17 protein-coding genes are annotated in these 22,292 nt (G+C 58.8%); 1 reads left to right on the top strand and 16 read right to left on the bottom strand.

Translation table 11 applies throughout. The annotated features are described in order from the left end of the window. The first annotated feature begins 158 nt into the window (after positions 1–158). On the top strand, positions 159–4,394 hold the full coding sequence (locus ACA074_RS17190) for a hypothetical protein (protein WP_497677453.1): 4,236 nt from the start codon (positions 159–161) through the stop codon (positions 4,392–4,394). Between the two features lie 210 nt (positions 4,395–4,604). Here ACA074_RS17190 and ACA074_RS17185 read toward each other — a convergent pair whose 3' ends face one another. The 16 genes from ACA074_RS17185 to ACA074_RS17110 all read right to left on the bottom strand — a co-directional run bounded on the left by ACA074_RS17185 (position 4,605) and on the right by ACA074_RS17110 (position 22,149). Continuing rightward, positions 4,605–5,936 carry an OprD family porin gene (locus ACA074_RS17185; RefSeq protein WP_497677452.1) on the bottom strand — a complete coding sequence of 444 codons (1,332 nt, stop codon included), beginning with the start codon at positions 5,934–5,936 and terminating at the stop codon, positions 4,605–4,607. Between the two features lie 175 nt (positions 5,937–6,111). Beyond that, positions 6,112–6,426 carry a helix-turn-helix domain-containing protein gene (locus ACA074_RS17180; protein ID WP_339432013.1) on the bottom strand — a complete coding sequence of 105 codons (315 nt, stop codon included), beginning with the start codon at positions 6,424–6,426 and terminating at the stop codon, positions 6,112–6,114. Next, positions 6,416–6,766, bottom strand: a complete 351-nt coding sequence (locus tag ACA074_RS17175) for a toxin (protein ID WP_497677451.1) — start codon at positions 6,764–6,766, stop codon at positions 6,416–6,418. The genes ACA074_RS17180 and ACA074_RS17175 overlap by 11 nt, the downstream gene beginning before the upstream one ends. 446 nt (positions 6,767–7,212) lie before the next feature. After that, entirely contained in the window at positions 7,213–8,676 is a 1,464-nt protein-coding gene (gene nuoN, locus ACA074_RS17170) for an NADH-quinone oxidoreductase subunit NuoN (protein WP_123529219.1), read from the bottom strand. Between the two features lie 7 nt (positions 8,677–8,683). Continuing rightward, on the bottom strand, positions 8,684–10,216 hold the full coding sequence (nuoM, locus tag ACA074_RS17165) for an NADH-quinone oxidoreductase subunit M (RefSeq protein WP_187678485.1): 1,533 nt from the start codon (positions 10,214–10,216) through the stop codon (positions 8,684–8,686). A 39-nt stretch (positions 10,217–10,255) separates the two neighbouring features. Further along, positions 10,256–12,109, bottom strand: a complete 1,854-nt coding sequence (gene nuoL, locus ACA074_RS17160; RefSeq protein ID WP_187678484.1) for an NADH-quinone oxidoreductase subunit L — start codon at positions 12,107–12,109, stop codon at positions 10,256–10,258. Beyond that, positions 12,106–12,414, bottom strand: coding sequence for an NADH-quinone oxidoreductase subunit NuoK (gene nuoK, locus ACA074_RS17155; protein ID WP_187678483.1), 309 nt, complete (start codon positions 12,412–12,414; stop codon positions 12,106–12,108). The genes nuoL and nuoK overlap by 4 nt, the downstream gene beginning before the upstream one ends. Before the next feature lie 3 nt (positions 12,415–12,417). Next, on the bottom strand, positions 12,418–12,918 hold the full coding sequence (gene nuoJ / locus ACA074_RS17150) for an NADH-quinone oxidoreductase subunit J (protein ID WP_187678482.1): 501 nt from the start codon (positions 12,916–12,918) through the stop codon (positions 12,418–12,420). Positions 12,919–12,927: 9 nt separating this feature from the next. After that, complete coding sequence (gene nuoI / locus ACA074_RS17145; RefSeq protein ID WP_016987418.1) at positions 12,928–13,476, bottom strand: NADH-quinone oxidoreductase subunit NuoI; 549 nt, start codon at positions 13,474–13,476, stop codon at positions 12,928–12,930. An 11-nt stretch (positions 13,477–13,487) separates the two neighbouring features. Further along, positions 13,488–14,495, bottom strand: coding sequence for an NADH-quinone oxidoreductase subunit NuoH (gene nuoH / locus ACA074_RS17140; RefSeq protein WP_187678480.1), 1,008 nt, complete (start codon positions 14,493–14,495; stop codon positions 13,488–13,490). Continuing rightward, positions 14,492–17,206 carry an NADH-quinone oxidoreductase subunit NuoG gene (nuoG, locus tag ACA074_RS17135; RefSeq protein ID WP_497677450.1) on the bottom strand — a complete coding sequence of 905 codons (2,715 nt, stop codon included), beginning with the start codon at positions 17,204–17,206 and terminating at the stop codon, positions 14,492–14,494. The genes nuoH and nuoG overlap by 4 nt, the downstream gene beginning before the upstream one ends. Before the next feature lie 134 nt (positions 17,207–17,340). Beyond that, positions 17,341–18,696: an NADH-quinone oxidoreductase subunit NuoF gene (gene nuoF, locus ACA074_RS17130; protein ID WP_100845732.1), complete on the bottom strand. Its 1,356-nt coding sequence runs from the start codon at positions 18,694–18,696 to the stop codon at positions 17,341–17,343. Next, positions 18,693–19,190: an NADH-quinone oxidoreductase subunit NuoE gene (gene nuoE / locus ACA074_RS17125; protein ID WP_007920186.1), complete on the bottom strand. Its 498-nt coding sequence runs from the start codon at positions 19,188–19,190 to the stop codon at positions 18,693–18,695. Before nuoE ends, nuoF begins: the two co-directional genes overlap by 4 nt. A gap of 2 nt (positions 19,191–19,192) precedes the next feature. Then, positions 19,193–20,977, bottom strand: a complete 1,785-nt coding sequence (gene nuoC / locus ACA074_RS17120) for an NADH-quinone oxidoreductase subunit C/D (protein ID WP_497677449.1) — start codon at positions 20,975–20,977, stop codon at positions 19,193–19,195. A gap of 73 nt (positions 20,978–21,050) precedes the next feature. Next, entirely contained in the window at positions 21,051–21,725 is a 675-nt protein-coding gene (locus ACA074_RS17115; protein WP_003223809.1) for a NuoB/complex I 20 kDa subunit family protein, read from the bottom strand. 10 nt (positions 21,726–21,735) lie between these two features. Further along, entirely contained in the window at positions 21,736–22,149 is a 414-nt protein-coding gene (locus ACA074_RS17110) for an NADH-quinone oxidoreductase subunit A (RefSeq protein ID WP_003223812.1), read from the bottom strand. Positions 22,150–22,292: the final 143 nt, after the last annotated feature.

Raw genomic sequence — 22,292 nt, 5'->3', positions numbered from 1 at the left:
TTAATATGTTTTTTATGTTTTTTATTTCTTTATCGAAAGGGCAAATAATCCGCGTTCGTTCGTCGGGACTGTCAGGTTTGACAGGTGTCGCCGTTCTTTTTTGGAGGTAGAACGGGAGGATATCGCGCGATGAGGCTGCGCATTCCAGGAGATAAATCATGTCTGACGAAAATGAAGTTGAAGACAATAAAGACGAACTGTCGGGGAAATTCTTAGTTCCAACACCCATTATTACTGCGCCTACCGCAAGTGTTGTCAGTCGTCGATTTAATGTTCATGCAATCACATCGCCGCGGCCTCACTCCAAGTGGAATCTGGATTTCTTCAAGGTCGGCCAAAGTGGCCGATTGAAAAGATACGACGGTGGACGTGGTATCGCTTTTATTGAATTCGTAGTGCCCGATGAATTACCCGTTGGAGAGAATCTTTACTTCAAGATTGAATACCGGGACTTACTCACTACGATATACAGTCCGTGGGCTACCAGTCGTGTTTTTAGAATAATTCAAGCACCCCCGCCCCTGCCGGAGATTCGCGCTCCGGCAGAAGGCTTCTCGCACATCGGAGCCGGTCAGCTCAACGGAACCTGCGTGGCAGGGGCGAAAGTAACGGCGATATTCATCAACGGCAACCCACCGGAGGCAGATGTCTATGTGAACGTGACTGAATGGGCATACAACTACTCATGGGCGCCGGGCAAACATCAGTTCCGGATGAAGCAGACGTTGAACGGAGAGGAATCCGGCCTGACCGGTATACGAACGTTCTACACCAAGGCCCCTCAGCCGACGATCAATCCGCCACCCACCCCGGCGGGGGCGAAACAGGTGCTGACTATTGCCGGCGTTTGGCCTGATGCTCCTACCCTGCAAATGTTGACCGGTGCGAACACACCGGTTGCGGGCACCTTCAGCGCCAGCGGAACCACCCGCACCTTCACACCGACGGCGAATTGGGCATTCGGCACCACCACGGTCAAAGTCGTACAGACGGTGAACGCTGTGGCTTCGGATCCCAGCAATCTGGTGTCCGTCGTGGTTAAACCCTTGGCGCCGCACATCACGACCCCTAAAGAGGGTGAAAGCCATGTTGCCGTAGAGGTGACGGGCACCTGTGAGCCCGGCGCTACGGTGAAGGTATGGAGTGTCGGTACTGACCTTGGTGCTACCGAGGTAACGGGCACGAGTTGGAAAAACCGCTGGCCCTGGACGCCAGGTCCGAAGGTTGTTCACGCGAGGCAAACGGTAGCAGGGCAGACCTCTGATGACAGTACGGTCATCAACTTCAAAATAAAGCCACCGAAGCCGACGATCAGTCCGACACCCAACCCGGCGGCCGCGAAACAGGAGCTGAGCATTACCGACGTTTGGTCCGGTGCTGTCACCCTGCAGATGCTGACTGAGGCAGGCACACCGGTTGCGGGCACCTTCAGCGCCAGCGGAACCACCCGCACCTTCACACCGACGGCGAATTGGGCATTCGGCACCACCACGGTCAAGGTCGTACAGACGGTGAACGCCGTGGCTTCGGATCCCAGCAATCTGGTGTCCGTCGTGGTTAAACCTTTGGCGCCGCACATCACGACCCCTAAAGAGGGTGAAAGCCATGTTGCCGTAGAGGTGACGGGCACCTGTGAGCCCGGCGCTACGGTGAAGGTATGGAGTGGCGGAACTGACCTTGGCGCTACCGAGGTAACGGGCACGAGTTGGATAAACCGCTGGCCCTGGACACCAGGTCCTAAGGTTGTTCACGCGAGGCAAACGGTAGCAGGGCAGACCTCTGATGACAGTGCGGTCATCAACTTCAAAATAAAGCCACCGAAGCCGACGATCAGTCCGACACCCAATCCGGCGGCCGCGAAACAGGAGCTGAGCATTACCGACGTTTGGTCCGGTGCTGTCACCCTGCAAATGCTGACTGAGGCAGGCACACCGGTTGCGGGCACCTTCAGCGCCAGCGGAACCACCCGTACCTTCACTCCGACGGCGAATTGGGCATTCGGCACCACCACGGTCAAGGTCGTACAGACGGTGAACGCCGTGGCTTCGGATCCCAGCAATCTGGTGTCCGTCGTGGTTAAACCTTTGGCGCCGCACATCACGACCCCTAAAGAGGGTGAAAGCCATGTTGCCGTAGAGGTGACGGGCACCTGTGAGCCCGGCGCTACGGTGAAGGTATGGAGTGGCGGAACTGACCTTGGTGCTACCGAGGTAACGGGCACGAGTTGGATAAACCGCTGGCCCTGGACGCCAGGTCCGAAGGTTGTTCACGCGAGGCAAACGGTAGCAGGGCAGACCTCTGATGACAGTGCGGTCATCAACTTCAAAATAAAACCACCGAAGCCGACGATCAGCCCGCCACCCAGGCCGGCGGCGGCGAGAGAGGTGCTGAACATTACCGACGTTTGGTCCGGTGCAGTCACCCTGCAAATGCTGAACGAGGCAGGCACTACGGTTGCTGGCAGCTTCAGCGCCAGCGGAACCACCCGCACCTTCACACCGACGGAAGATTGGACCCCGGGCGATAACACCGTCACGGTCGTGCAGACCGTCAACGCTGTGGACTCCGATCCAAGTGATGGGTGCACGTTCACCGTGGAGGTTGGGGAAAAGCCTGAAGCTCCACAATTTCTGCTACCGATGGCGGGTGCCAAAACCTCGACACGGCCGGTCATCAAGGTCAGCGGCCTGGCCGGTGCCCTGCATACCGTGCGGCTTGAGGACGGGGGAACGTTGCATGAGAACAACGCGGACGCCGATGGCGTTTTGGAGTTCACGATCCAGACACCTTTGACTCCCGGGACGAACCGCCTCCAAGTGAAACAGAAAGCTAATGGGCCCGCGTCCGACTGGAGTGAGCCGCATCTGTTTACGGTAAAAGAACTGCCGAAAACCCCCATCATTCAGGTGCCGCTGGATGCCGCACTTGTCCCGCGTACACCCGTGATCAGAGGTAAAGGCGAAACCCGAGGACAGATACTTTTGCGTCATGAGGATGACCCCGAGAACCTGATTGCCACGATCAGTGGGTTAACGTCCTGGCGCTGGACCGCCAAGGAGATGTGGCCCCTCGGCGACTACGCCATTCAGGCACAGCAGACAGAAGACGGGGACAGTTCAGATTGGACAGAAACCCGCTCCTTCACGGTGGTTGATGCCCGCTACGGCATTGGCGATGCCACGCCGGTGCTCGGCAATCCGGTGGTGGGCACCGGGCAGAGTGTCATGTTGCGGGTTCAGGTTTTGTCCGGTGACAGCGGGGAGGCGGCCGAAGGGGTGAAGGTGGAATGGCGTATCAAAGGTGAGCAGGATGTCCTGGCGACGACTGAGACCGGCCGTGACGGTTGGGCGCATTATGCCTACACCCCTGAAACTGCCGGCAAAAGTGAAATCGTGGCGGATATCACCAACGATAATGCCGGCGTCGTCATGACCGAACTCTACGAGGTCAACGCCTTGTTGCACGATGACTGGGCGCGGGAGGTCACGCTTTATCTGGACGGTCGTCACGTTGACTTGGCTAAGAGTGACCTCGTTCTGGTGAAAGGCAAACCCTCAAGGCTGCAAATCGAAGTCAAAGCAGGCAGTAAGTTGATTGGCTCTTCCGTCACCTTGCAAGACCTATGGGGGGCTACGGAACATGGCCTGACCTTTGTTCCAGAGCTGGGAACGGCGCAGGTGGTAGAGAAAGTACAGGCCTTGGTTTGGTCCATTTCTTTGGAGGAGGGTCAAAGCGGAATTTTTGGTTTGAACCTGACCAGTCCGGTAATGCCTGACTGGCAATTGCCTGGGCATGTGGTAACGGGAGATTTTGCTGAATTCGTGGACGTCGATCTCGATACGTTCCCACAGGTTTTCGGAGGCGAACCGGCATATCCCTGCCTGGGTGCGACGCATACGGTAAATGTGCGACCCAAACTCAATAGTCTTTTGCTTGGCCTGCCCGTAACGCTGCAGTTGACCCAGGAAGCAGCAGACCTTGGGGTGACCGTGAGTCCGAGTTCCCCTCAAAGAATGAACGAGAATGGAGTGAGTTGGTCGCTGGATTGCGTCAACAGTAGTAAAAGCGGCAACTTTGCAGTGCGGTTGAATTTAGTGGGGTGGGAGTTCACGTCCCCGGAAATGCCGATGTCTCTGGGGCATAACAAGGTCGAGATAACGGAAACGTTTGGCCCTCAGGAAATGGGAGGGTCGGCCAGTTATTGGAGGTATGGCAAGCGAGCGACGTCAACATTCACGGGCCAGCCTGCGGGGGGCGTCCCGGTGACGGTCACTATTTCCGGGACTCCTTCGCAACGTAATACAGGGCCAGATGGCTGGATATACGTCAATTACAATGATGATCAATCTGCAAGTTTGACCATTCGCAATCGTTACGACGGAAGCAGTGCCTGACCCGGATACCCACTCAGCAGGCGTTGCCGAAGGCTGCGAGCCTTTGATCTTGATCTCTAAAGGCATGATTAAAGGTTCGCAGCCTTCGGCATTTGCAGGGGACTGCGTTTCAAGCGGACATAAAAAAGGCGCCCCAAAGGACGCCAAAAAATTCACCTCTTTCCAAAGGAGCAAGGAGCTTCTAAAGGTGAATGTGCATTGCTCGTAAACTCAGAGAATCGCCAACGGATACTCGACAAACACCCGCACTTCATCCAGGTCCGACTCGAATGCCGTGGCGCGAGTGGTGGCTTGGCGCAAGCGCAACGACATGTCCTTCAACGAACCACTCTGCACCACGTATTTCACTTCGATGTTTCGCTCCCAACGCTTCTGGTCGGTCAATGGATTGCCGTCGCCATCGCGGCGCATGTACACGGCGTTGGCGTTGGAATAATCAGCGTCGGTACCGCGCGCGTAACGGGTCATGAACGACAAACCGGGCATGCCGTAAGTGGTCATGTCGAGGTCGTAGCGAACCATCCATGAACGTTCTTTCGGTGAGTTGAAGTCGCTGTACTGGATGGAGTTGTCGAGGAAGATCGAATCGGACTGGCGCAGGTAATCGAAGTCGTCGTTACCGTTGTTGCGCTGATGCGAGAGGGCGAAGGAATGCGCGCCGAATTTCACGCCGGCACGGCCGCTCCAGATGTTGTTGTCGAACTCCCCAAGCAGTTGTTTGCCTTCGTCGACAGCCTTGTAATAGTTCAGACCACCGAACAGCGACACGTCATCCGATAGCGGATATGTCCACGCGGTGCCAGCGTAGTACTGGTTCCAGGCATCCTTGAGGCGGCTGGAATACAGGCTGAAACTGAGGTTTTTGTTCAGCACATAGTCGCCGCCACCGTAAGCGATCCACGGCGAATTGACGGGGCCGGCATAGAAGGTCGCGAAGTTCTCGCGCATGTCGCTGGACACCGGTTGGCTCATCGCATGCAGTCGACCGCCCTGAACCGATAGACCTTCAATACTGGTGTTGGTCGCTGTCACGCCGCGAAAGCTTTCCGGCAGCAAACGCGAGTCGCCGGCCGCCACGACCGGATTGGCCGGGAATACATCGCCGACCCTGACCACCGTATCGAATGCCCGCACTTTCGCGGCGCCCCCGACCTTGGTGTATTCATCCCGCGCCTCGCCGTCACTGTTGACCGGCAGCACATCAAACGAACTACGGCCACCGTTGCGCCCGTCACCGGTGTCGAGTTTCAAACCGATCATCGCAAACGCATCAACACCGACCCCGACCCCGACGGTGCCTTGGGTAAAGCCGGATTCGAACTTGCTGATCACCGCATGCGACCAGGTTTCGGAATAACCGTTGCCGGTCGGGCTGGACTCGCCGTTGCGGTGATCACGATTGAAGTAGAAGTTGCGGTTGAGCACTGTCAGGCTGCTGCCTTCGATAAAGCCTTCGGCTTTTTCTTCTGCAAACACCATGGACGGCCCGGAGCCGACCACCACCGCTAAAGCGGCCATCGACATTTTTGTATTGTTAACCATCAAACACTCCTTGGGTTCGGCAGAACGGGAACGTGCTTCGGCGTGGGTTTTATTGTTCGACGGGCAAGCGCCCGCCGGCATGGTCGCCGGGTGACATCGTTGCAAGCTGCGGATAACGCCAAGGTGATGAGGGAATTACAATTTCGTCATATGGGTGGAGCGAAGGCCTTGGATATCAGGTCAGGGCTGCGAGTTGTTCGATTGTCTGCGGAAAACGCTGGACCAGACGGATCAGGGTCGTGGCCTGAGCATTGGGTGTTGCTCGTCCTTGCTCCCAGTTTTCGAGCGTTCGCGTGTTGGTGCGTAGATACATCGCGAATACTGACCGAGAAAGATTAAGTTGCTGACGGATGGCTACCACTTCCTCCGCAGTGATTGGCATCAGTTTTGGCAACTGAACCTTGTGGGTACGCAAGGTGATTTTGCCTTGGCGTTCATCAGCCAGTGCTTCGAGTCCATCCATCAGTTCGGAAAAAATGTCACGTTTCATAGTGGCTTCTCGCGTTGAGTTCTCTATCCAGTGTTTTTCTGAAAAGTTTTTTCTGGGCAGGCGTCAGATCGTCCTGCTCGTTTTTGTTGTAGACGGTAAAGAGCCAGAACTGATCGAAGCCTGACCACCAGTAATAAATCACTCGTAATCCGCTGCGTTTACCTTTCCCTCTTCGTTGGTCGCCAAAGCGAATTTTACGAAGCCCGCCTGTGTCCTCGATGAGATCGCCTGCTTCCGGATTTTTCAGCAACTCCAGTCGAAAGCTGCGAAACAGATCGTCATCCAGATAGTCGTCTCGGTGCTTCTGAAACACAGGTAATTCGATAAATAGAGCATCCATGTTCTGTACGTTACCTACGTATAGTGTTGTCTCGAAAATCGAATCGGTCAAGGCTTCCTGGCCTTGCTTTTCGTCCCTTTTTCAACGGTAGACGCCGGTCGTAAAAACACCTGTAGGACGAATCGCCGCGTGTGGTGAGAACGTTCGATTGATCTATGAAGAGACTTCGCAATTGCCGTGTCGGAACAATCCCGCAGCAGTGTCCAACGCCGAATCGCGATAGCGGCGGGGGGCAGGGTATGAAGAGGCTGAATGTGCCGACGCCTTCGCGAGCAGGCTCGCTCCCACAATGGTCCAGAGTGGTTACAGACTTTGTGAAACCATCGAAACCTGTGGGAGCCGGGCTTGCCCGCGATGAGGCCAGCGCAAGCGCTCGAGATGCTAAATCCCACAAAAACAAAAACGGCACCCGAAGGTGCCGTTTTCATGTGTAGCCAGCCGAGCTATCAGCCCGCCAGACCCGCCTGCTGAACCAGAGTCAGCAATGGCTGCGGGTAAACGCCGAGGAAGAACGCAACCAGGGCGATGGCCAGCAGCATCACGCCGCCTGCCTTCTGTTCCCAGTGCAGTTGCGCATCGTGGCGACGCAGGTTTGGCTCGATCAGGTACAGGGTGACCATCACGCGCAGGTAGTAGAAGACGCCGATGGCGCTGCCCAGTACCAAGGACCCGACCAGCCACCATTGGTGCGACTCGACACCGGTGGCGATGATGTAGAACTTGCCGATGAAGCCTGCGGTCAGCGGGATACCGGCCAGGGACAGCATCATCACGGTCAGTACGGCGGTCAGGTACGGACGGCGCCAGAACAGGCCGCGGTACTCGTACAGGGCGTCTGCGTCACGGCCGTTGTACGGCGAGGACATCAGAGTGATCACACCGAACGCGCCAAGGCTGGTGATCACGTAGGTGACCAGGTAGACGCCGATGGCTTCTACCGCCAGACCCTTGCTCGCCACCAGTGCGATCAGCAGGTAGCCGAAGTGCGCGATGGACGAGTAACCGAGCAGACGCTTGAGGTTGCTCTGGGTCAGGGCCAGCAGGTTACCGAACAGGATCGAGGCGACGGCGATCACGCTCAGCACGTCGCTCAGTACGCCACTGCTTGCAGCAGGGGAGATCTGGAACAGACGCACCATCACCGCAAACACTGCCACTTTCGACGCGGTCGCGAGGAACGCTGCGACCGGTGCCGGAGCACCTTCGTACACGTCCGGCGTCCACAGGTGGAACGGTACCAGCGACAGCTTGAACGCCAGACCGATCAGCATCATGCCCAGGCCCAATTGTGCCAGCGGGCTAGGCAGACCAGTGGCAGCCAGTGCCTGACCAATACCGACGAAGCTCAGCGAACCGGCGTCTGCGTACAGCAGCGCCATACCGAACAGCAGGAACGCGGAACCGGCGGCCGACAGCACCATGTACTTGATACCGGCTTCCAGCGAACGCTTGTTGAAGAAGGCGTAAGCCACCAGACCGTAGACCGGCACCGACAGCAGTTCCAGACCGATGAACAAGCCGGCCAGGTGCTGCGCGCTGACCAGAACCAGACCACCGGCAGCGGCCATCAGGATCAGCAGATACAGTTCTTCACGGTTGCCCGGGTAACCTGAACCGCCATCGCCCAGATAGGCGTGGGCGAGGGTGACGCAAGCGAGGGTGGCGACCAGGATCAGCGCCATGTACAGGCAGGCAAAGGTGTCGATCTGCAGCAATGGGGTCACGGCCAGAGGCGCGACTTTCAGGGCTGGCAGGATCGACAGCAAGGCCAGGTTCAGACCGGCCACCGAGATCAGGAACGTCTGCGAGTGGTTGCGGCGCCAGGCGATTGCCAGCATCACCACGATAATGGTGAGGCTGGTGATCAACAGTGGCGCAAGCGCAATAAAGTGTTGAATCGTGAATTCCATAGCGCTCTTACCGGGCCGAAGCGAGTTGAGTGAAGGCGGTGCCGAGCCACTGCTGTACGCCATGCATCGTGGCGGCAGAAGTGTCGAGGAACGGTTGCGGGTAGACGCCGAGGTAAATCAGCAGCACCGCAAGGCCTAGCACCATGATCAGTTCGCGAGCGTCCATGCCGTGCAGGATCGAATCCGATTTGGACGGACCGAAATACGCACGGTGGATCATGATCAGCGAGTAGACCGAACCGAACACCAGACCGGAGGTGGCAATCGCGGTGATCCAAGGCCAGCTGGCGAAAGAACCGATCAGGATCAGGAACTCGCCGACGAAGTTACCAGTGCCTGGCAAGCCCAGCGAAGCGGCTGCGAAGAACAGGCTGATCGCCGGCAGGTAAGCGATACGCGACCACAGACCGCCCATCTCACGCATGTCACGAGTGTGCAGACGCTCGTACAACTGACCGCTGAGGATAAACAGTGCTGCTGCCGACACACCGTGCGCGAGCATCTGGATCACGGCACCTTGCAGCGCCAGTTGGCTACCGGAGTAGATGCCGATCAGTACGAAGCCCATGTGGGAAACGGACGAGAAGGCGATCAGACGCTTGATATCGGTTTGGGCGAACGCCAGGAACGCACCGTAGAAGATCCCGATCAGACCGAGGGTCATGGCGATCGGCGCGAACTCGGCCGAAGCGTTCGGGAACAGCGGCAGGGCGAAACGCAGCAGGCCGTAGGCAGCGGTTTTCAGCAAGATACCGGCGAGGTCGACGGAGCCAGCGGTCGGCGCCTGGGCGTGAGCGTCAGGCAACCAGGAGTGGAACGGTACGACGGGCAGCTTGACCGCGAAGGCGATGAAGAAGCCGAGCATCAGAATGTACTCGGTAGTCATCGACATCTTGGTTTTCAACAGGTCGGCGTAGTTGAAGGTAATCACGCCAGTGTTGTTGAAGTTGACCAGCACCAGACCGAGGATCGCCACCAGCATGATCAGGCCGGAAGCCTGAGTGAAGATGAAGAACTTGGTCGCTGCGTAGATCCGGGTTTTCTTGCCGTCCGAAGAACTGTGACCCCAGAGCGCGATGAGGAAGTACATCGGCACCAGCATCATTTCCCAGAAGAAGAAGAACATGAACAGGTCGAGGGCGAGGAACACGCCGACAACGCCGCCCAGGATCCACATCAGGTTCAGGTGGAAGAAGCCAACGTGACGTTGAATCTCTTTCCACGAGCACAGTACCGACAAGATACCCAGCAGACCGGTCAGCAGAATCATCAACAGCGACAGGCCGTCGAGGGCCAGGTGCACGCTGATGCCGAATCGTTCGATCCAGATGTGCTTGAACTCAAGCGCCCAGGTCGGATCGGCGCCAGGCGCCGGGGCAAATGAATAGTTGCCGGTCGCCCACAGCCAGAGGCCGATCGCGAGCAACAGGGACATGGTGATCAGCGCAATCCAGCGGGGGAGGGTAGCGCCGAAGCGCTCACCCATCCAGCACAGCAGGCCGCCGATGAAGGGGATCAGGATTAGCCAAGGCAGAATCATGACGGGCTCGTTTCCTTTCGCAAATTCGCAAGGTTCATATCAGACCGCTACCAGCACGATGGCGCCAATAACCAGCACGGCACCAGCAGCCATCGAAGCAGCGTACCAACGCAGTTGACCGGTCTCGGTGCGGCTCAGGGCAGTGTGACCACCCTTGGCCATACGCGGGATCAGACCGATGGTCTGGTCGAGCGGGTCTTTGCGCAGGATGTGGCTGATCGCAAGGTACGGCTTGACGAACAGTTTGTCGTAGATCCAGTCGAAGCCCCAGGCAGCGAACCACCAGGCCGAAAGGAAACGGCCGATGCCGCTGTTGGCAATTGCCGTCACGAAGCGACGCTTGCCGAGGAACAGCAGGGCCGCCAGCAGGATACCGGCCAGGGCGATGGCGCCCGACGCGATTTCCAGACTGTGCTTGGCTTCGCCACCGGCATGGCCAACGCTCTCAGGCAGTACGCCGTGCAGCGGTGGAACGATCATGGCGCCGACGAAAGTCGACAGCACGATCAGCACCGACAGCGGCAGCCAGTGAGCGATGCCGTGACCGGCGTGGGCTTCGGTCTTGGCTTCACCGTGGAACGCGATGAAGATCAGGCGGAAGGTGTACAGCGACGTCATGAACGCACCCACCAGACCTGCATAGAGCAGACCGTGGTTGCCGCTGGCGAACGCTTCCCAAAGGATTTCGTCCTTGGAGTAGAAACCTGCGGTGACCAGTGGCAGGGCAGACAGGGCCGCGCCGCCGACGATGAAGCTGGCATAAGCCAGTGGCAGTTTCTTCCACAGGCCACCCATCTTGAAGATGTTCTGCTCGTGGTGGCAGGCAACGATCACCGCACCGGAAGCAAGGAACAGCAGGGCTTTGAAGAAGGCGTGGGTCATCAGGTGGAAAATCGCGCCATCCCAGGCACCAACGCCCAGCGCCAGGAACATGTAGCCGATCTGGCTCATGGTCGAGTAGGCGAGGATACGTTTGATGTCGGTCTGTACCAGAGCAGCGAAACCAGCCAGAACCAGGGTCACACCACCGACGATGCCGACCAGGTGCAGGATGTCCGGCGCCAGGGTGAACAGGCCGTGAGTACGGGCGATGAGGTAAACGCCTGCGGTCACCATGGTTGCAGCGTGGATCAGTGCCGAAACCGGGGTAGGACCGGCCATCGCGTCTGCCAGCCAGGTTTGCAGCGGCAGTTGCGCCGATTTACCGACAGCGCCGCCCAGCAGCATCAGGGTCGCCAGCGTGATCCAGAAATCGCCGACCTGGAATTTCTGCGGTGCCAGCACCAGCAGTTCCTGGATGTTCAGCGTGCCCACTTGCTGGAACAGGATGAACAGGCCGATGGCCATGAACACGTCGCCGATCCGGGTCACGATGAAGGCCTTGAGTGCGGCGTTACCGTTGTTGCGGTTGCTGTAGTAGAAACCGATCAACAGGTACGAGCACAGGCCTACGCCTTCCCAACCGAAGTACAGGAACAACAGGTTATCGCCCAGGACCAGGAACAGCATGCTGGCGATAAACAGGTTGGTGTACGAGAAGAAGCGCGAGTAACCCGCTTCGCCGCGCATGTACCAGGAGGCGAACAGGTGGATCAGGAAACCTACGCCAACCACCACGCCGAGCATGGTGATCGACAGGCCGTCGATGTAGAGGGCGAAGTCAGGCTTGAAGCCTTCCACCGCCATCCACTGCCAAAGCACCAGGGTGTAGTGACCGCCTTCGGGAGGCGCGACGTTGAATTGCCAGATGACGTAGGCGGTGACAATCGCCGACAAGCCAATGGAACCCACGCCGACCAGCGCCGAAAGGTTTTCCGACCAGCGTCCACGGGAGAACGACAGCAGCAGGAAACCGATCAGAGGGAATACGAAAGTCAGAAAGATTAAGTTCATCCGCGCATCTCACTGGCAGCGTCGATATCGAGCGTGTGGAAGCGGCGATACAGTTGCAGCAGGATCGCCAGGCCAATACTGGCCTCGGCGGCTGCCAGGCTGATCACCAGGATGAACATGATCTGTCCATCCGGCTGGCCCCAACGGGCGCCTGCAACGATGAAGGCCAGTGCCGCGGCGTTCATCATCACTTCCAGACTCATCAACACGAACAAAATGTTGCGGCGGACCATCAGGCCGACCAGACCAAGGCAGAACAGGATGCCGGCAACTGCCAGTCCATGCTCGAGAGGGATAGCAGGCATGTCTTACTCCTTCGCCTCGTTACGGCCCAAATGGAACGCCGTGACGGCTGCGGCGAGCAGCAGCATCGAGGCGAGTTCGACCACCAGCAGGTACGGGCCGAACAGGCTGATGCCCACGGCTTTCGCGTCTACGGTGGTGTGGCCGATGGCCTGACCGCTCTGGTGAGCGAACAGCACATACAGCAGTTCGGCCAGCAGCAGGGCGGCGAGAATCACCGGCCCCGCCCAGATACCGGGCTTGAGCCAGACGCGTTCCTGCTGAACGGCGGCGGGGCCCAGGTTGAGCATCATCACCACGAACACGAACAGCACCATGATGGCGCCGGCGTAGGCGATCACTTCCAGCACGCCGGCGAACGGTGCGCCGAGTGCGAAGAAGGTCATGGCCACGGCGATCAACGAGATGATCAGGTAGAGCAGGGCGTGCACAGGGTTGGTGTTGGTGACCACGCGAAGCGTGGACACAACAGCGATACCCGATGCGAAATAGAAAGCGAATTCCATCGTTCTTCCTTAAGGCAGCAAGCTCTTCACGTTGATCGGTTCGGCTTCGTTCTGCGCAGCGCCTTTCGGCTTGCCAGCGATTGCCATACCTGCAACACGATAGAAGTTGTAATCAGGGTTTTTGCCGGGGCCGGAGATCAAAAGATCTTCTTTCTCGTACACCAGGTCCTGACGTTTGAACTCGGCCATCTCGAAATCCGGGGTCAGCTGGATTGCGGTGGTCGGACAGGCTTCCTCGCAGAGACCACAGAAAATGCAGCGCGAGAAGTTGATACGGAAGAAGTCCGGGTACCAGCGACCGTCTTCGGTTTCAGCTTTCTGCAGCGAGATGCAACCCACCGGGCAAGCCACGGCGCACAGGTTGCAGGCTACGCAACGCTCTTCGCCATCGGGGTCGCGGGTCAGGACGATACGACCACGGTAGCGTGGTGGCAGGTAGACCGCTTCTTCCGGGTACTGCAGGGTGTCGCGCTTGCGGAAGCCATGGCCAAAGACCATGACCAGGCTGCGCAACTGGGTACCAGTACCCTTAACGATGTCGCCAATATATTTGAACATGGGTCAAATCCTCACTGAACCGCAACCGCGGGCGTGTTCCACAACACAACCGCAGCGGTTATCAGCAAATTGATCAGGGTCAGTGGCAGGCAGAATTTCCAGCTGAAGTCCATCACCTGGTCATAACGCGGACGCGGGATGGAAGCGCGCAGCAGAATGAACAGCATGATGAAGAACGCGGTCTTCAGTGCGAACCACAGGAACGACAGTTGCGGCAGGATGCCGAACGGACCGTGCCAGCCACCGAAGAACAGGGTGACCAGCAGCGCCGAAATCAAGATGATGCCGATGTATTCACCGACGAAAAACATGCCCCATTTCATACCGGCGTATTCAATGTGGTAACCGTCTGCCAGTTCCTGTTCCGCTTCCGGCTGGTCGAACGGGTGACGGTGAGTCACGGCGACGCCAGCGATGAAGAAGGTACAGAAGCCGAAGAACTGCGGAATGATGAACCACAGGTTCTGCGCCTGGTACTCGACGATGTCGCGCATGTTGAACGAACCGACCTGCACAACGATGCCCATCAGGGCCAGGCCCATGAACACTTCGTAGGACACGGTCTGCGCCGAGGCACGCAAGGCACCCAGCAGGGCGAACTTGTTGTTACTCGACCAGCCGGCGAACAGCACCGCGTAGACCGACAGACCGGCCATGGCGAAGAAGAACAGCAGGCCGATGTTCAGATCCGCCACACCCCAGGTCGGGGTGATCGGGATGATTGCGAACGCAATCAGCAAGGCGGACATGGCCACAACCGGTGCCAGGGTGAAGATCACCTTGTCGGCAAACGGCGGGGTCCAGTCTTCCTTGAAGAACATCTTCAGCATGTCGGCGGCGATCTGGAACATACCAAACGGGCCAACGCGGTTCGGACCGTAACGGTCCTGCCACCAACCCAGCAGGCGACGTTCGACAAAGCTGAGCAACGCGCCTGCGACCACGACGGCCAACAGAATCACGATCGCTTTGATGACCGTCAGGATCACATCGATCACTTCAGGGGTGAACCAGGTCATTGCGCTGCCTCCTGCAGACCGTCGACGGATACGCCGGCGAATGCCGGTGGAATGCCGGCGATGCCCGCAGGCAATGCCACCAGACCTGCGCCCAGTTCTTCATTGATACGCAATGGCAGACGCAGGGTCTGGCCGGCCACGTTCAGGCTCAGCAGTGCACCGTCGTTGACCCCAAGGCGATCCGCTTCAGACTTGGCCAGAGCAACGTAGGCCGCCGGAATGCGTTCCTGCACAGGAGCGGCTTTCGAAGAGTTCTCGTCGCTACCGAACAGGTGGTAGAACGGCACAGCTTGCCAAGTGCCCGGCGCCGGGTTGAATGCGCGCGGAGCGGCAGCGAACCAGTTCAGCGAATCACCGGTGCTTTCGATCAGGCGGGTGCCCGGGTCGCCAGCGCGGATGTGACCACCGACTTCGTCCTGGAACTTGTTCCAGGCCTGCGGCGAGTTCCAGCCCGGCGACCAGGCGAATGGCACTTGCTGACGTGGCTCAACCGAGCCCGAGTAACCTTCCATGGAGAAGGCGAACGCGGTGTCTTTGTCTTGCGGGGTGCGTGGTTCGTGAACGCTGATGTCGGCGCGCATCGCGGTGCGACCGGAGTAACGCAGCGGCTCACGCGCCAGTTTCAGACCCTTGATACGGAACGCAGCGGACGGTGCAGCGTCGACGATACGCGCCAGTTGCTCGGTGCTCGAAGCAACGGCAGCGGTGACGTGGTCGAGTTGCGTCCAGTCGATCGGCTGGTTCAACAGGGTGGCGCGCAGGGCGTGCAGCCAGCGCCAGCCTTCGTGAACCAGAATGCTCGCGTCCAGGTATTGCGGATCGAAAACCTGGAAGAAGCGCTGGGCGCGACCTTCCTGGCTGACCAGCGTACCGTCGCCTTCAGCGAAGCTGGCGGCTGGCAGTACCAGATGCGCGCGGTCGCTGGTAGCAGTCTTCTGATGGTCAGCAACGATCACCACTTTCGCGGCGTTCAGCGCAGCATCGACTTTCTCTTTGGCGGTGCGGGTGTACAGATCGTTTTCCAGCACGACGATGGCGTCGGCTTTGCCATCGATGACGGCTTGCAGCGCAGCATCCACCGATTCGCCACCGAGCATGGCCAGACCGAGGCTGTTGGCTTCCGGCACGATCAGGCTGATCGAACCGTTCTTCTCGCGCAGCTTCAGAGCCTTGGCGATGTTCGCTGCCGCTTCGATCAGCGCTTTCGAACCCAGCGAAGTGCCGGCGATGATCAGCGGACGTTTGGCCGCGAGCAGGGCGTCGGCGATGCGCTTGGCCAGTTCCAGTGCTTCAGCGTCCAGACCTTCAACGGCCGGTGCGCTGGCGTCCAGAGCGTGAGCCACGGCGAAACCGATGCGCGCCAGATCATCGGGAGCTGCGTGAACGCATTCTTCGGCGATATCGTCGAGCTTGGTTTCAGCGAGGCTGGCGATGAACAGCGGGTTCAGCGCGTGCTGACCGATGTTTTTCACCGCAGCGTCGAGCCATGGCTGAACGCGCATGGCGTCGGCCATTTCTTCGGCTTTGCCTTTGACCGACTGACGCAGGGACAGCGCCATACGGGCGGCGGTCTGGGTCAGGTCTTCACCGAGGACGAACACGGCGTCGTGGTCTTCGATGTCGCGCATGTTTGGCACTGGCAGCGGGCTGTCTTTGAGCACTTGCAGGACCAGACGGATGCGTTCCAGTTCGGACGCTTCGATGCCGGAGTAGAAGTGCTCGGCGCCAACCAGTTCACGCAACGCGTAGTTGCTTTCCAGGCTGGCACGCGGCGAACCGATACCGACGATGTTGCGACCGCGCAGCAGATCGGCAGCCTTGTCCAGCGCAGCATCCAGTCCAAGCTTGGTGCCGTCGGCCAGCAGTGGCTGACGCGGACGGTCGGTGCGGTTGACGTAGCCATAACCGAAACGGCCACGGTCGCACAGGAAGTACTGGTTCACCGAACCGTTGAAACGGTTTTCGATGCGACGCAGTTCACCGTAACGCTCACCCGGGGAAATGTTGCAACCGCTGGAGCAGCCATGGCAGATGCTCGGCGAGAACTGCATGTCCCACTTACGGTTGTAGCGCTCGGAGTGAGTCTTGTCGGTGAACACACCGGTCGGGCAGACCTCGGTGAGGTTGCCGGAGAACTCGCTTTCGAGGGTGCCGTCTTCAACGCGACCGAAGTACACGTTGTCGTGGGCGCCGAATACACCGAGGTCGGTGCCGCCAGCGTAGTCCTTGTAGAAACGCACGCAGCGGTAGCAAGCGATGCAGCGGTTCATTTCGTGGGAAATGAACGGGCCCAGTTGCTGGTTCTGGTGGGTACGTTTGGTGAAGCGATAACGGCGCTCGTTGTGGCCGGTCATCACTGTCATGTCTTGCAGGTGGCAATGACCGCCTTCTTCGCACACAGGGCAGTCGTGCGGGTGGTTGGTCATCAGCCATTCGACAACACTGGCGCGGAACGCCTTGGATTCTTCATCTTCGATGGAGATCCAGGTGTTGTCGGTGGCTGGGGTCATGCAGGACATGACGATGCGACCACGGGTGTCGTTCTCGTCGGTGTACTGCTTGACCGCGCACTGGCGGCAAGCCCCGACGCTACCAAGCGCGGGGTGCCAGCAGAAATATGGAATGTCGAGGCCCAGCGACAGACATGCCTGTAACAGGTTGTCTGCCCCGTCGACTTCGAGCGCTTTGCCGTCTACGTGGATAGTGGCCATGGTTCAAAGGTCTTCGTTGGCCCGGTGTCAGCGGGCGTGGCTAATGGAATCTTGTTATCCGTGCGAATCAAACCAGCCTCGAAAGGCGTCATCGCAGGAGGCGAAGGGCACGGGCCCTTCACCTTATTAAGCGTTTACGCGCCGATTACGATCGGCCTTGCCAGAGGCGGGACGGCAGCGCTGACAGGCGCGATACCGGCTTCGAACTCTGGACGGAAGTATTTGATGGCACTGCCCAACGGCTCCACGGCACCCGGTGCGTGAGCACAGAAGGTTTTGCCTGGGCCGAGGAAGCCGACCAGACCCAGCAGGGTCTCGATGTCGCCCGGTTGGCCTTCGCCATTCTCGATGGCCATCAGCAGCTTGACGCTCCATGGCAAACCATCACGGCACGGTGTGCAGAAACCGCACGACTCACGGGCGAAGAACTGTTCCATGTTGCGCAGCAGCGAGACCATGTTGACGCTGTCGTCCACCGCCATGGCCAGGCCGGTACCCATACGGGTGCCCACTTTGGCAATGCCGCCGGCGTACATTTGTGCGTCGAGGTGTTCTGGCAGAAGGAAACCGGTACCGGCGCCACCTGGCTGCCAGGCCTTGAGCTTGTAACCATCGCGCATGCCGCCGGCGTAGTCTTCGAACAACTCGCGACCGGTGACGCCGAATGGCAGTTCCCACAGGCCCGGATTCTTGACCTTGCCGGAGAAGCCCATGAGCTTGGTGCCCATGTCTTCGCTGCCTTCGCGGGCCAACGATTTGTACCAGTCAACGCCGTCGGCAATGATCGCCGGCACGTTGCACAGGGTTTCAACGTTGTTCACGCAGGTCGGCTTGCCCCACACGCCAACGGCGGCAGGGAAGGGCGGCTTGGAGCGCGGGTTGGCGCGGCGGCCTTCGAGGGAGTTGATCAGTGCGGTTTCTTCACCGCAGATATAACGCCCGGCGCCGGTGTGGACGAACAGCTCGAAATCGAAGCCGCTGCCCAGGATGTTCTTGCCCAAAAGGCCAGCAGCCTTGGCTTCTTCCACGGCACGGTTGAGGTGCTTGGCGGCGGTGGTGTATTCGCCACGCAGGAAGATGTAGCCACGGTAGGTTTTCAGCGCGCGAGCACTGATCAGCATGCCTTCGATCAGCAGATGGGGCAGTTGCTCCATCAGCATGCGGTCTTTCCAGGTGTTCGGCTCCATTTCATCCGCGTTGCACAGCAGGTAGCGGATGTTGATGGATTCGTCTTTGGGCATCAGGCCCCACTTCACACCCGTGGGGAAACCTGCACCGCCGCGACCTTTGAGGCCTGCGTCTTTCACGGTCTGGACGATGTCGTCCTGGGCCATGTCGGCGAAGGCTTTGCGCGCTGCGGCGTAACCGTTCTTGGCCTGGTATTCGTCGAGCCACACGGCTTCACCGTCGTCACGCAGACGCCAGGTCAGCGGGTGTGTCTCGGCCGAACGCTTGATGCGGTTGGCCGGGCCGAAAGATGTCAGGGTCATACGTAGCCCTCGAGCAGTTTGGCAACGCCAGCAGGCTGCACATCACCAAAGGTGTCGTCGTCGATCATCAGCGCCGGAGCCTTGTCGCAGTTGCCGAGGCAGCAGACAGGCAGCAGGGTGAAACGACCGTCGGTGGTGGTTTGACCCAGGCCGATGCCCAGATTGTTCTGGATTTCGCTGACCACCGACTCGTGGCCGCCGATGTAGCAGACCATGCTGTCGCAGACGCGAATGATGTGACGGCCGACCGGTTGACGGAAGATCTGGCTATAGAACGTCGCCACACCTTCAACGTCGCTGGCCGGGATGCCGAGGATCTCGCCGATTGCGTACAAGGCGCCATCCGGCACCCAGCCGCGTTCTTTCTGAACGATCTTCAGGGCTTCGATCGACGCCGCGCGCGGGTCTTCGTAGTGATGCAGCTCGTGCTCGATGGCCGAGCGCTCGGTTTCACTCAGGGTGAAACGGTCTGTCTGGATAAGCGTGCTGTTCATGCTTAGCGGTCCACGTCGGCCATAACGAAGTCGATACTACCCAGGTACGCAATCAAGTCCGCGACCATGCTGCCTTTGATCACCGAAGGGATCTGTTGCAGATGCGGGAAGCTTGGAGTACGGATCCGGGTACGGTAGCTCATGGTGCCGCCGTCGCTCGTCAGGTAATAACTGTTGATGCCCTTGGTCGCTTCGATCATCTGGAAGGATTCGTTGGCCGGCATGACCGGACCCCACGAAACTTGCAGGAAGTGCGTGATCAAGGTTTCGATGTGCTGCAGCGTGCGCTCTTTCGGCGGCGGCGTGGTCAGCGGGTGATCCGCCTTGTACGGGCCTTCCGGCATGTTGCGCATGCACTGGTCGATGATCTTGATGCTCTGGCGCATCTCTTCGACGCGAACCATGCAGCGGTCGTAGGCATCGCCGTTGGCGGCCAGCGGCACTTCGAACTCGAAGTTCTCGTAGCCGGAGTACGGACGCGCTTTACGCAGGTCGAAGTCGCAACCGGTCGAACGCAGGCCGGCACCGGTGACGCCCCATTCCAGGGCCTCTTTGGTGTTGTAGGCAGCGACGCCGATGGTACGACCCTTGAGGATGCTGTTTTGCAGGGCAGCCTTGGTGTATTCGTCGAGGCGTTTTGGCAGCCACTCAACGAAATCTTTCACCAGTTTTTCCCAGCCGCGTGGCAGGTCGTGCGCGACGCCGCCGATGCGGTACCAGGCCGGGTGCAGACGGAAACCAGTAATGGCTTCAATCACCGTGTACGCTTTCTGGCGGTCGGTAAAGGTGAAGAACACCGGGGTCATGGCGCCGACGTCCTGGATGTAGGTACCCAGGAACAGCAGGTGGCTGGTGATCCGGAAGAACTCGGCCATCATGATCCGGATGACGTCGACCTTCTCGGGCACCTTGATGCCGGCGAGCTTCTCGACCGAGAGCACGTACGGCAGGTTGTTCATCACGCCGCCGAGGTAGTCGATACGGTCGGTGTACGGAATGAAGCTGTGCCAGGACTGACGCTCGGCCATCTTCTCGGCACCACGGTGGTGGTAACCGATGTCTGGCACGCAGTCGACGATCTCTTCACCGTCCAGTTGCAGAATGATGCGGAACGCACCGTGCGCCGAAGGGTGGTTCGGGCCCAGGTTGAGGAACATGTAGTCCTCATGGGTGCCGGAACGCTTCATGCCCCAGTCTTCAGGACGGAAGCGCGCGGCTTCTTCCTCAAGCTGTTGCTTGGCGAGGTTGAGACTGTACGGATCGAATTCGGTGGCGCGCGCCGGGAAGTCCTTGCGCAGCGGGTGACCTTCCCAGGTCGGCGGCATCATGATGCGCGACAGGTGCGGGTGGCCTTTGAAGTCGATGCCGTACATGTCCCAGACTTCACGCTCGTACCAGTTGGCGTTCGGCCAGATGCTGGTGACGGTCGGCAAGCTCAGGTCGCTTTCGGACAAGGCGACCTTGATCATCACGTCACTATTACGCTCAAGCGACATGAGGTGATAGAACACGGTGAATTCGGCGTCCGATGGCAGCCCTTGACGCTTGGTGCGCAGACGCTCGTCCACGCCGTGCAGGTCATAGAGCATGACGTACGGCTTGGGCAGGTTGCGCAGGAAAGTCAGGACTTCGACGAGTCTGGCGCGAGCCACCCACAGCACCGGCATGCCGGTGCGGGTCGACTGAGCGGTGAACGCTTCGGCGCCAAAACGGTTGTTGAGTTCGACGACCACATCCTGGTCGTCGGCCTTATAAGGCGGGATGTACAGAGCACTGCCTGTAGTCATGGTTATTTTTTCGCTTTCGGTCAACGTAAAGAATGAAGCCAGCTTCTCGTTTCTTTGTAAGAACAGATCTGGATCAGACTTCGTCAGGGCTGCGCAGGTTGGTGACTGCGATTCGCTGTTCGCGGCGCTGTTCCTTTTGCGAAGGCATGTCGGCGCGATAAACGCCTTGATCACCAACGACCCAGGAAAGCGGACGACGCTCCTGTCCAATCGATTCCTGCAACAGCATCAAGCCTTGCAGAAATGCTTCCGGACGGGGCGGGCAGCCAGGTACGTAGACGTCCACCGGCAGGAACTTGTCCACCCCTTGAACCACGGAGTAGATGTCGTACATGCCACCGGAGTTGGCGCACGAACCCATGGAGATAACCCACTTCGGTTCGAGCATTTGCTCGTAGAGACGCTGAATGATCGGCGCCATCTTGATGAAGCAGGTACCGGCGATAACCATGAAGTCGGCCTGACGCGGTGATGCCCGGATAACTTCGGCGCCAAAGCGCGCGATGTCGTGGGGCGCCGTGAAGGCAGTGGTCATTTCCACGTAGCAGCACGACAAGCCGAAGTTGTACGGCCACAGGGAGTTCTTACGTCCCCAGTTGACCGCGCCACTCAGCACGTCTTCCAGCTTGCCCATGAAAATGTTTTTGTGAACTTGATCTTCTAACGGATCGGAAACGGTTTCCCGTTCGCCAATCGGATACTGCTCGTTAGGAGCATCGGGGTCGATCCTGGTGAGATTGTATTGCATTGCCAAAGCCTCATTGTTTCAGCTTCGCCTGCCGCTTGCGACGAGCTTCCGGAGCCCAGTCAAGGGCGCCCACTCGGAACAGGTAGACAAGACCTGCCAACAGAATTGCTATGAAAACGAGAGCTTCGACGAATCCGGTCCAGCCGCTTTCGCGGACAGACACAGACCATGCAAAGAGAAAGAGGGCTTCGATATCGAAGATCACGAACAGCATCGCGACCAGATAGAATTTGGCTGAGAGCCGCAAGCGGGCGCCACCGGTAGGTAGCATGCCCGACTCGAACGGTTCGTTTTTGCTGCGGCCCCAGGCTTTTGACCCGAGGAGGCTGGAGACGCCAAGCATGAAGGCACACAGGCCGACGACACCCAGAAGGAAAATGGCAAAGCCCCAGTTGTGGGCCATGAGTCCTGTCGCTTCGGGCATGCTGGTAATCCTTAACAGAGAGCAAAGGTCTCTGAGCTTGATAAAGAAATAGGCAGTGACGATATGTCGCAGCAATCAATCGCGCTGATTTTATGGCTAAACACCCTGCAAGTAAAATTCCTATAGCGAAATTATTTATTGGA

This window comes from Pseudomonas sp. LBUM1655, assembly GCF_059716085.1.
The sequence above is the reverse complement of the archived record's forward strand: the minus strand, read 5'-3'. Positions and strand labels throughout refer to the sequence as shown.

Coding starts and splice junctions, on each gene's coding strand:
- nuoH (WP_187678480.1), bottom strand. CDS start 14,495: ATGACCTGGTTCACCCCTGAAGTGATCGATGTGATCCTGACGGTCATC.
- nuoC (WP_497677449.1), bottom strand. CDS start 20,977: ATGACTACAGGCAGTGCTCTGTACATCCCGCCTTATAAGGCCGACGAC.
- nuoI (WP_016987418.1), bottom strand. CDS start 13,476: ATGTTCAAATATATTGGCGACATCGTTAAGGGTACTGGTACCCAGTTG.
- nuoL (WP_187678484.1), bottom strand. CDS start 12,109: ATGAACTTAATCTTTCTGACTTTCGTATTCCCTCTGATCGGTTTCCTG.
- ACA074_RS17175 (WP_497677451.1), bottom strand. CDS start 6,766: ATGGATGCTCTATTTATCGAATTACCTGTGTTTCAGAAGCACCGAGAC.
- nuoF (WP_100845732.1), bottom strand. CDS start 18,696: ATGACCCTGACATCTTTCGGCCCGGCCAACCGCATCAAGCGTTCGGCC.
- ACA074_RS17190 (WP_497677453.1), top strand. CDS start 159: ATGTCTGACGAAAATGAAGTTGAAGACAATAAAGACGAACTGTCGGGG.
- ACA074_RS17185 (WP_497677452.1), bottom strand. CDS start 5,936: ATGGTTAACAATACAAAAATGTCGATGGCCGCTTTAGCGGTGGTGGTC.
- ACA074_RS17180 (WP_339432013.1), bottom strand. CDS start 6,426: ATGAAACGTGACATTTTTTCCGAACTGATGGATGGACTCGAAGCACTG.
- nuoM (WP_187678485.1), bottom strand. CDS start 10,216: ATGATTCTGCCTTGGCTAATCCTGATCCCCTTCATCGGCGGCCTGCTG.
- ACA074_RS17115 (WP_003223809.1), bottom strand. CDS start 21,725: ATGCAATACAATCTCACCAGGATCGACCCCGATGCTCCTAACGAGCAG.
- nuoJ (WP_187678482.1), bottom strand. CDS start 12,918: ATGGAATTCGCTTTCTATTTCGCATCGGGTATCGCTGTTGTGTCCACG.
- nuoE (WP_007920186.1), bottom strand. CDS start 19,190: ATGAACAGCACGCTTATCCAGACAGACCGTTTCACCCTGAGTGAAACC.
- nuoN (WP_123529219.1), bottom strand. CDS start 8,676: ATGGAATTCACGATTCAACACTTTATTGCGCTTGCGCCACTGTTGATC.
- nuoG (WP_497677450.1), bottom strand. CDS start 17,206: ATGGCCACTATCCACGTAGACGGCAAAGCGCTCGAAGTCGACGGGGCA.
- nuoK (WP_187678483.1), bottom strand. CDS start 12,414: ATGCCTGCTATCCCTCTCGAGCATGGACTGGCAGTTGCCGGCATCCTG.
- ACA074_RS17110 (WP_003223812.1), bottom strand. CDS start 22,149: ATGCCCGAAGCGACAGGACTCATGGCCCACAACTGGGGCTTTGCCATT.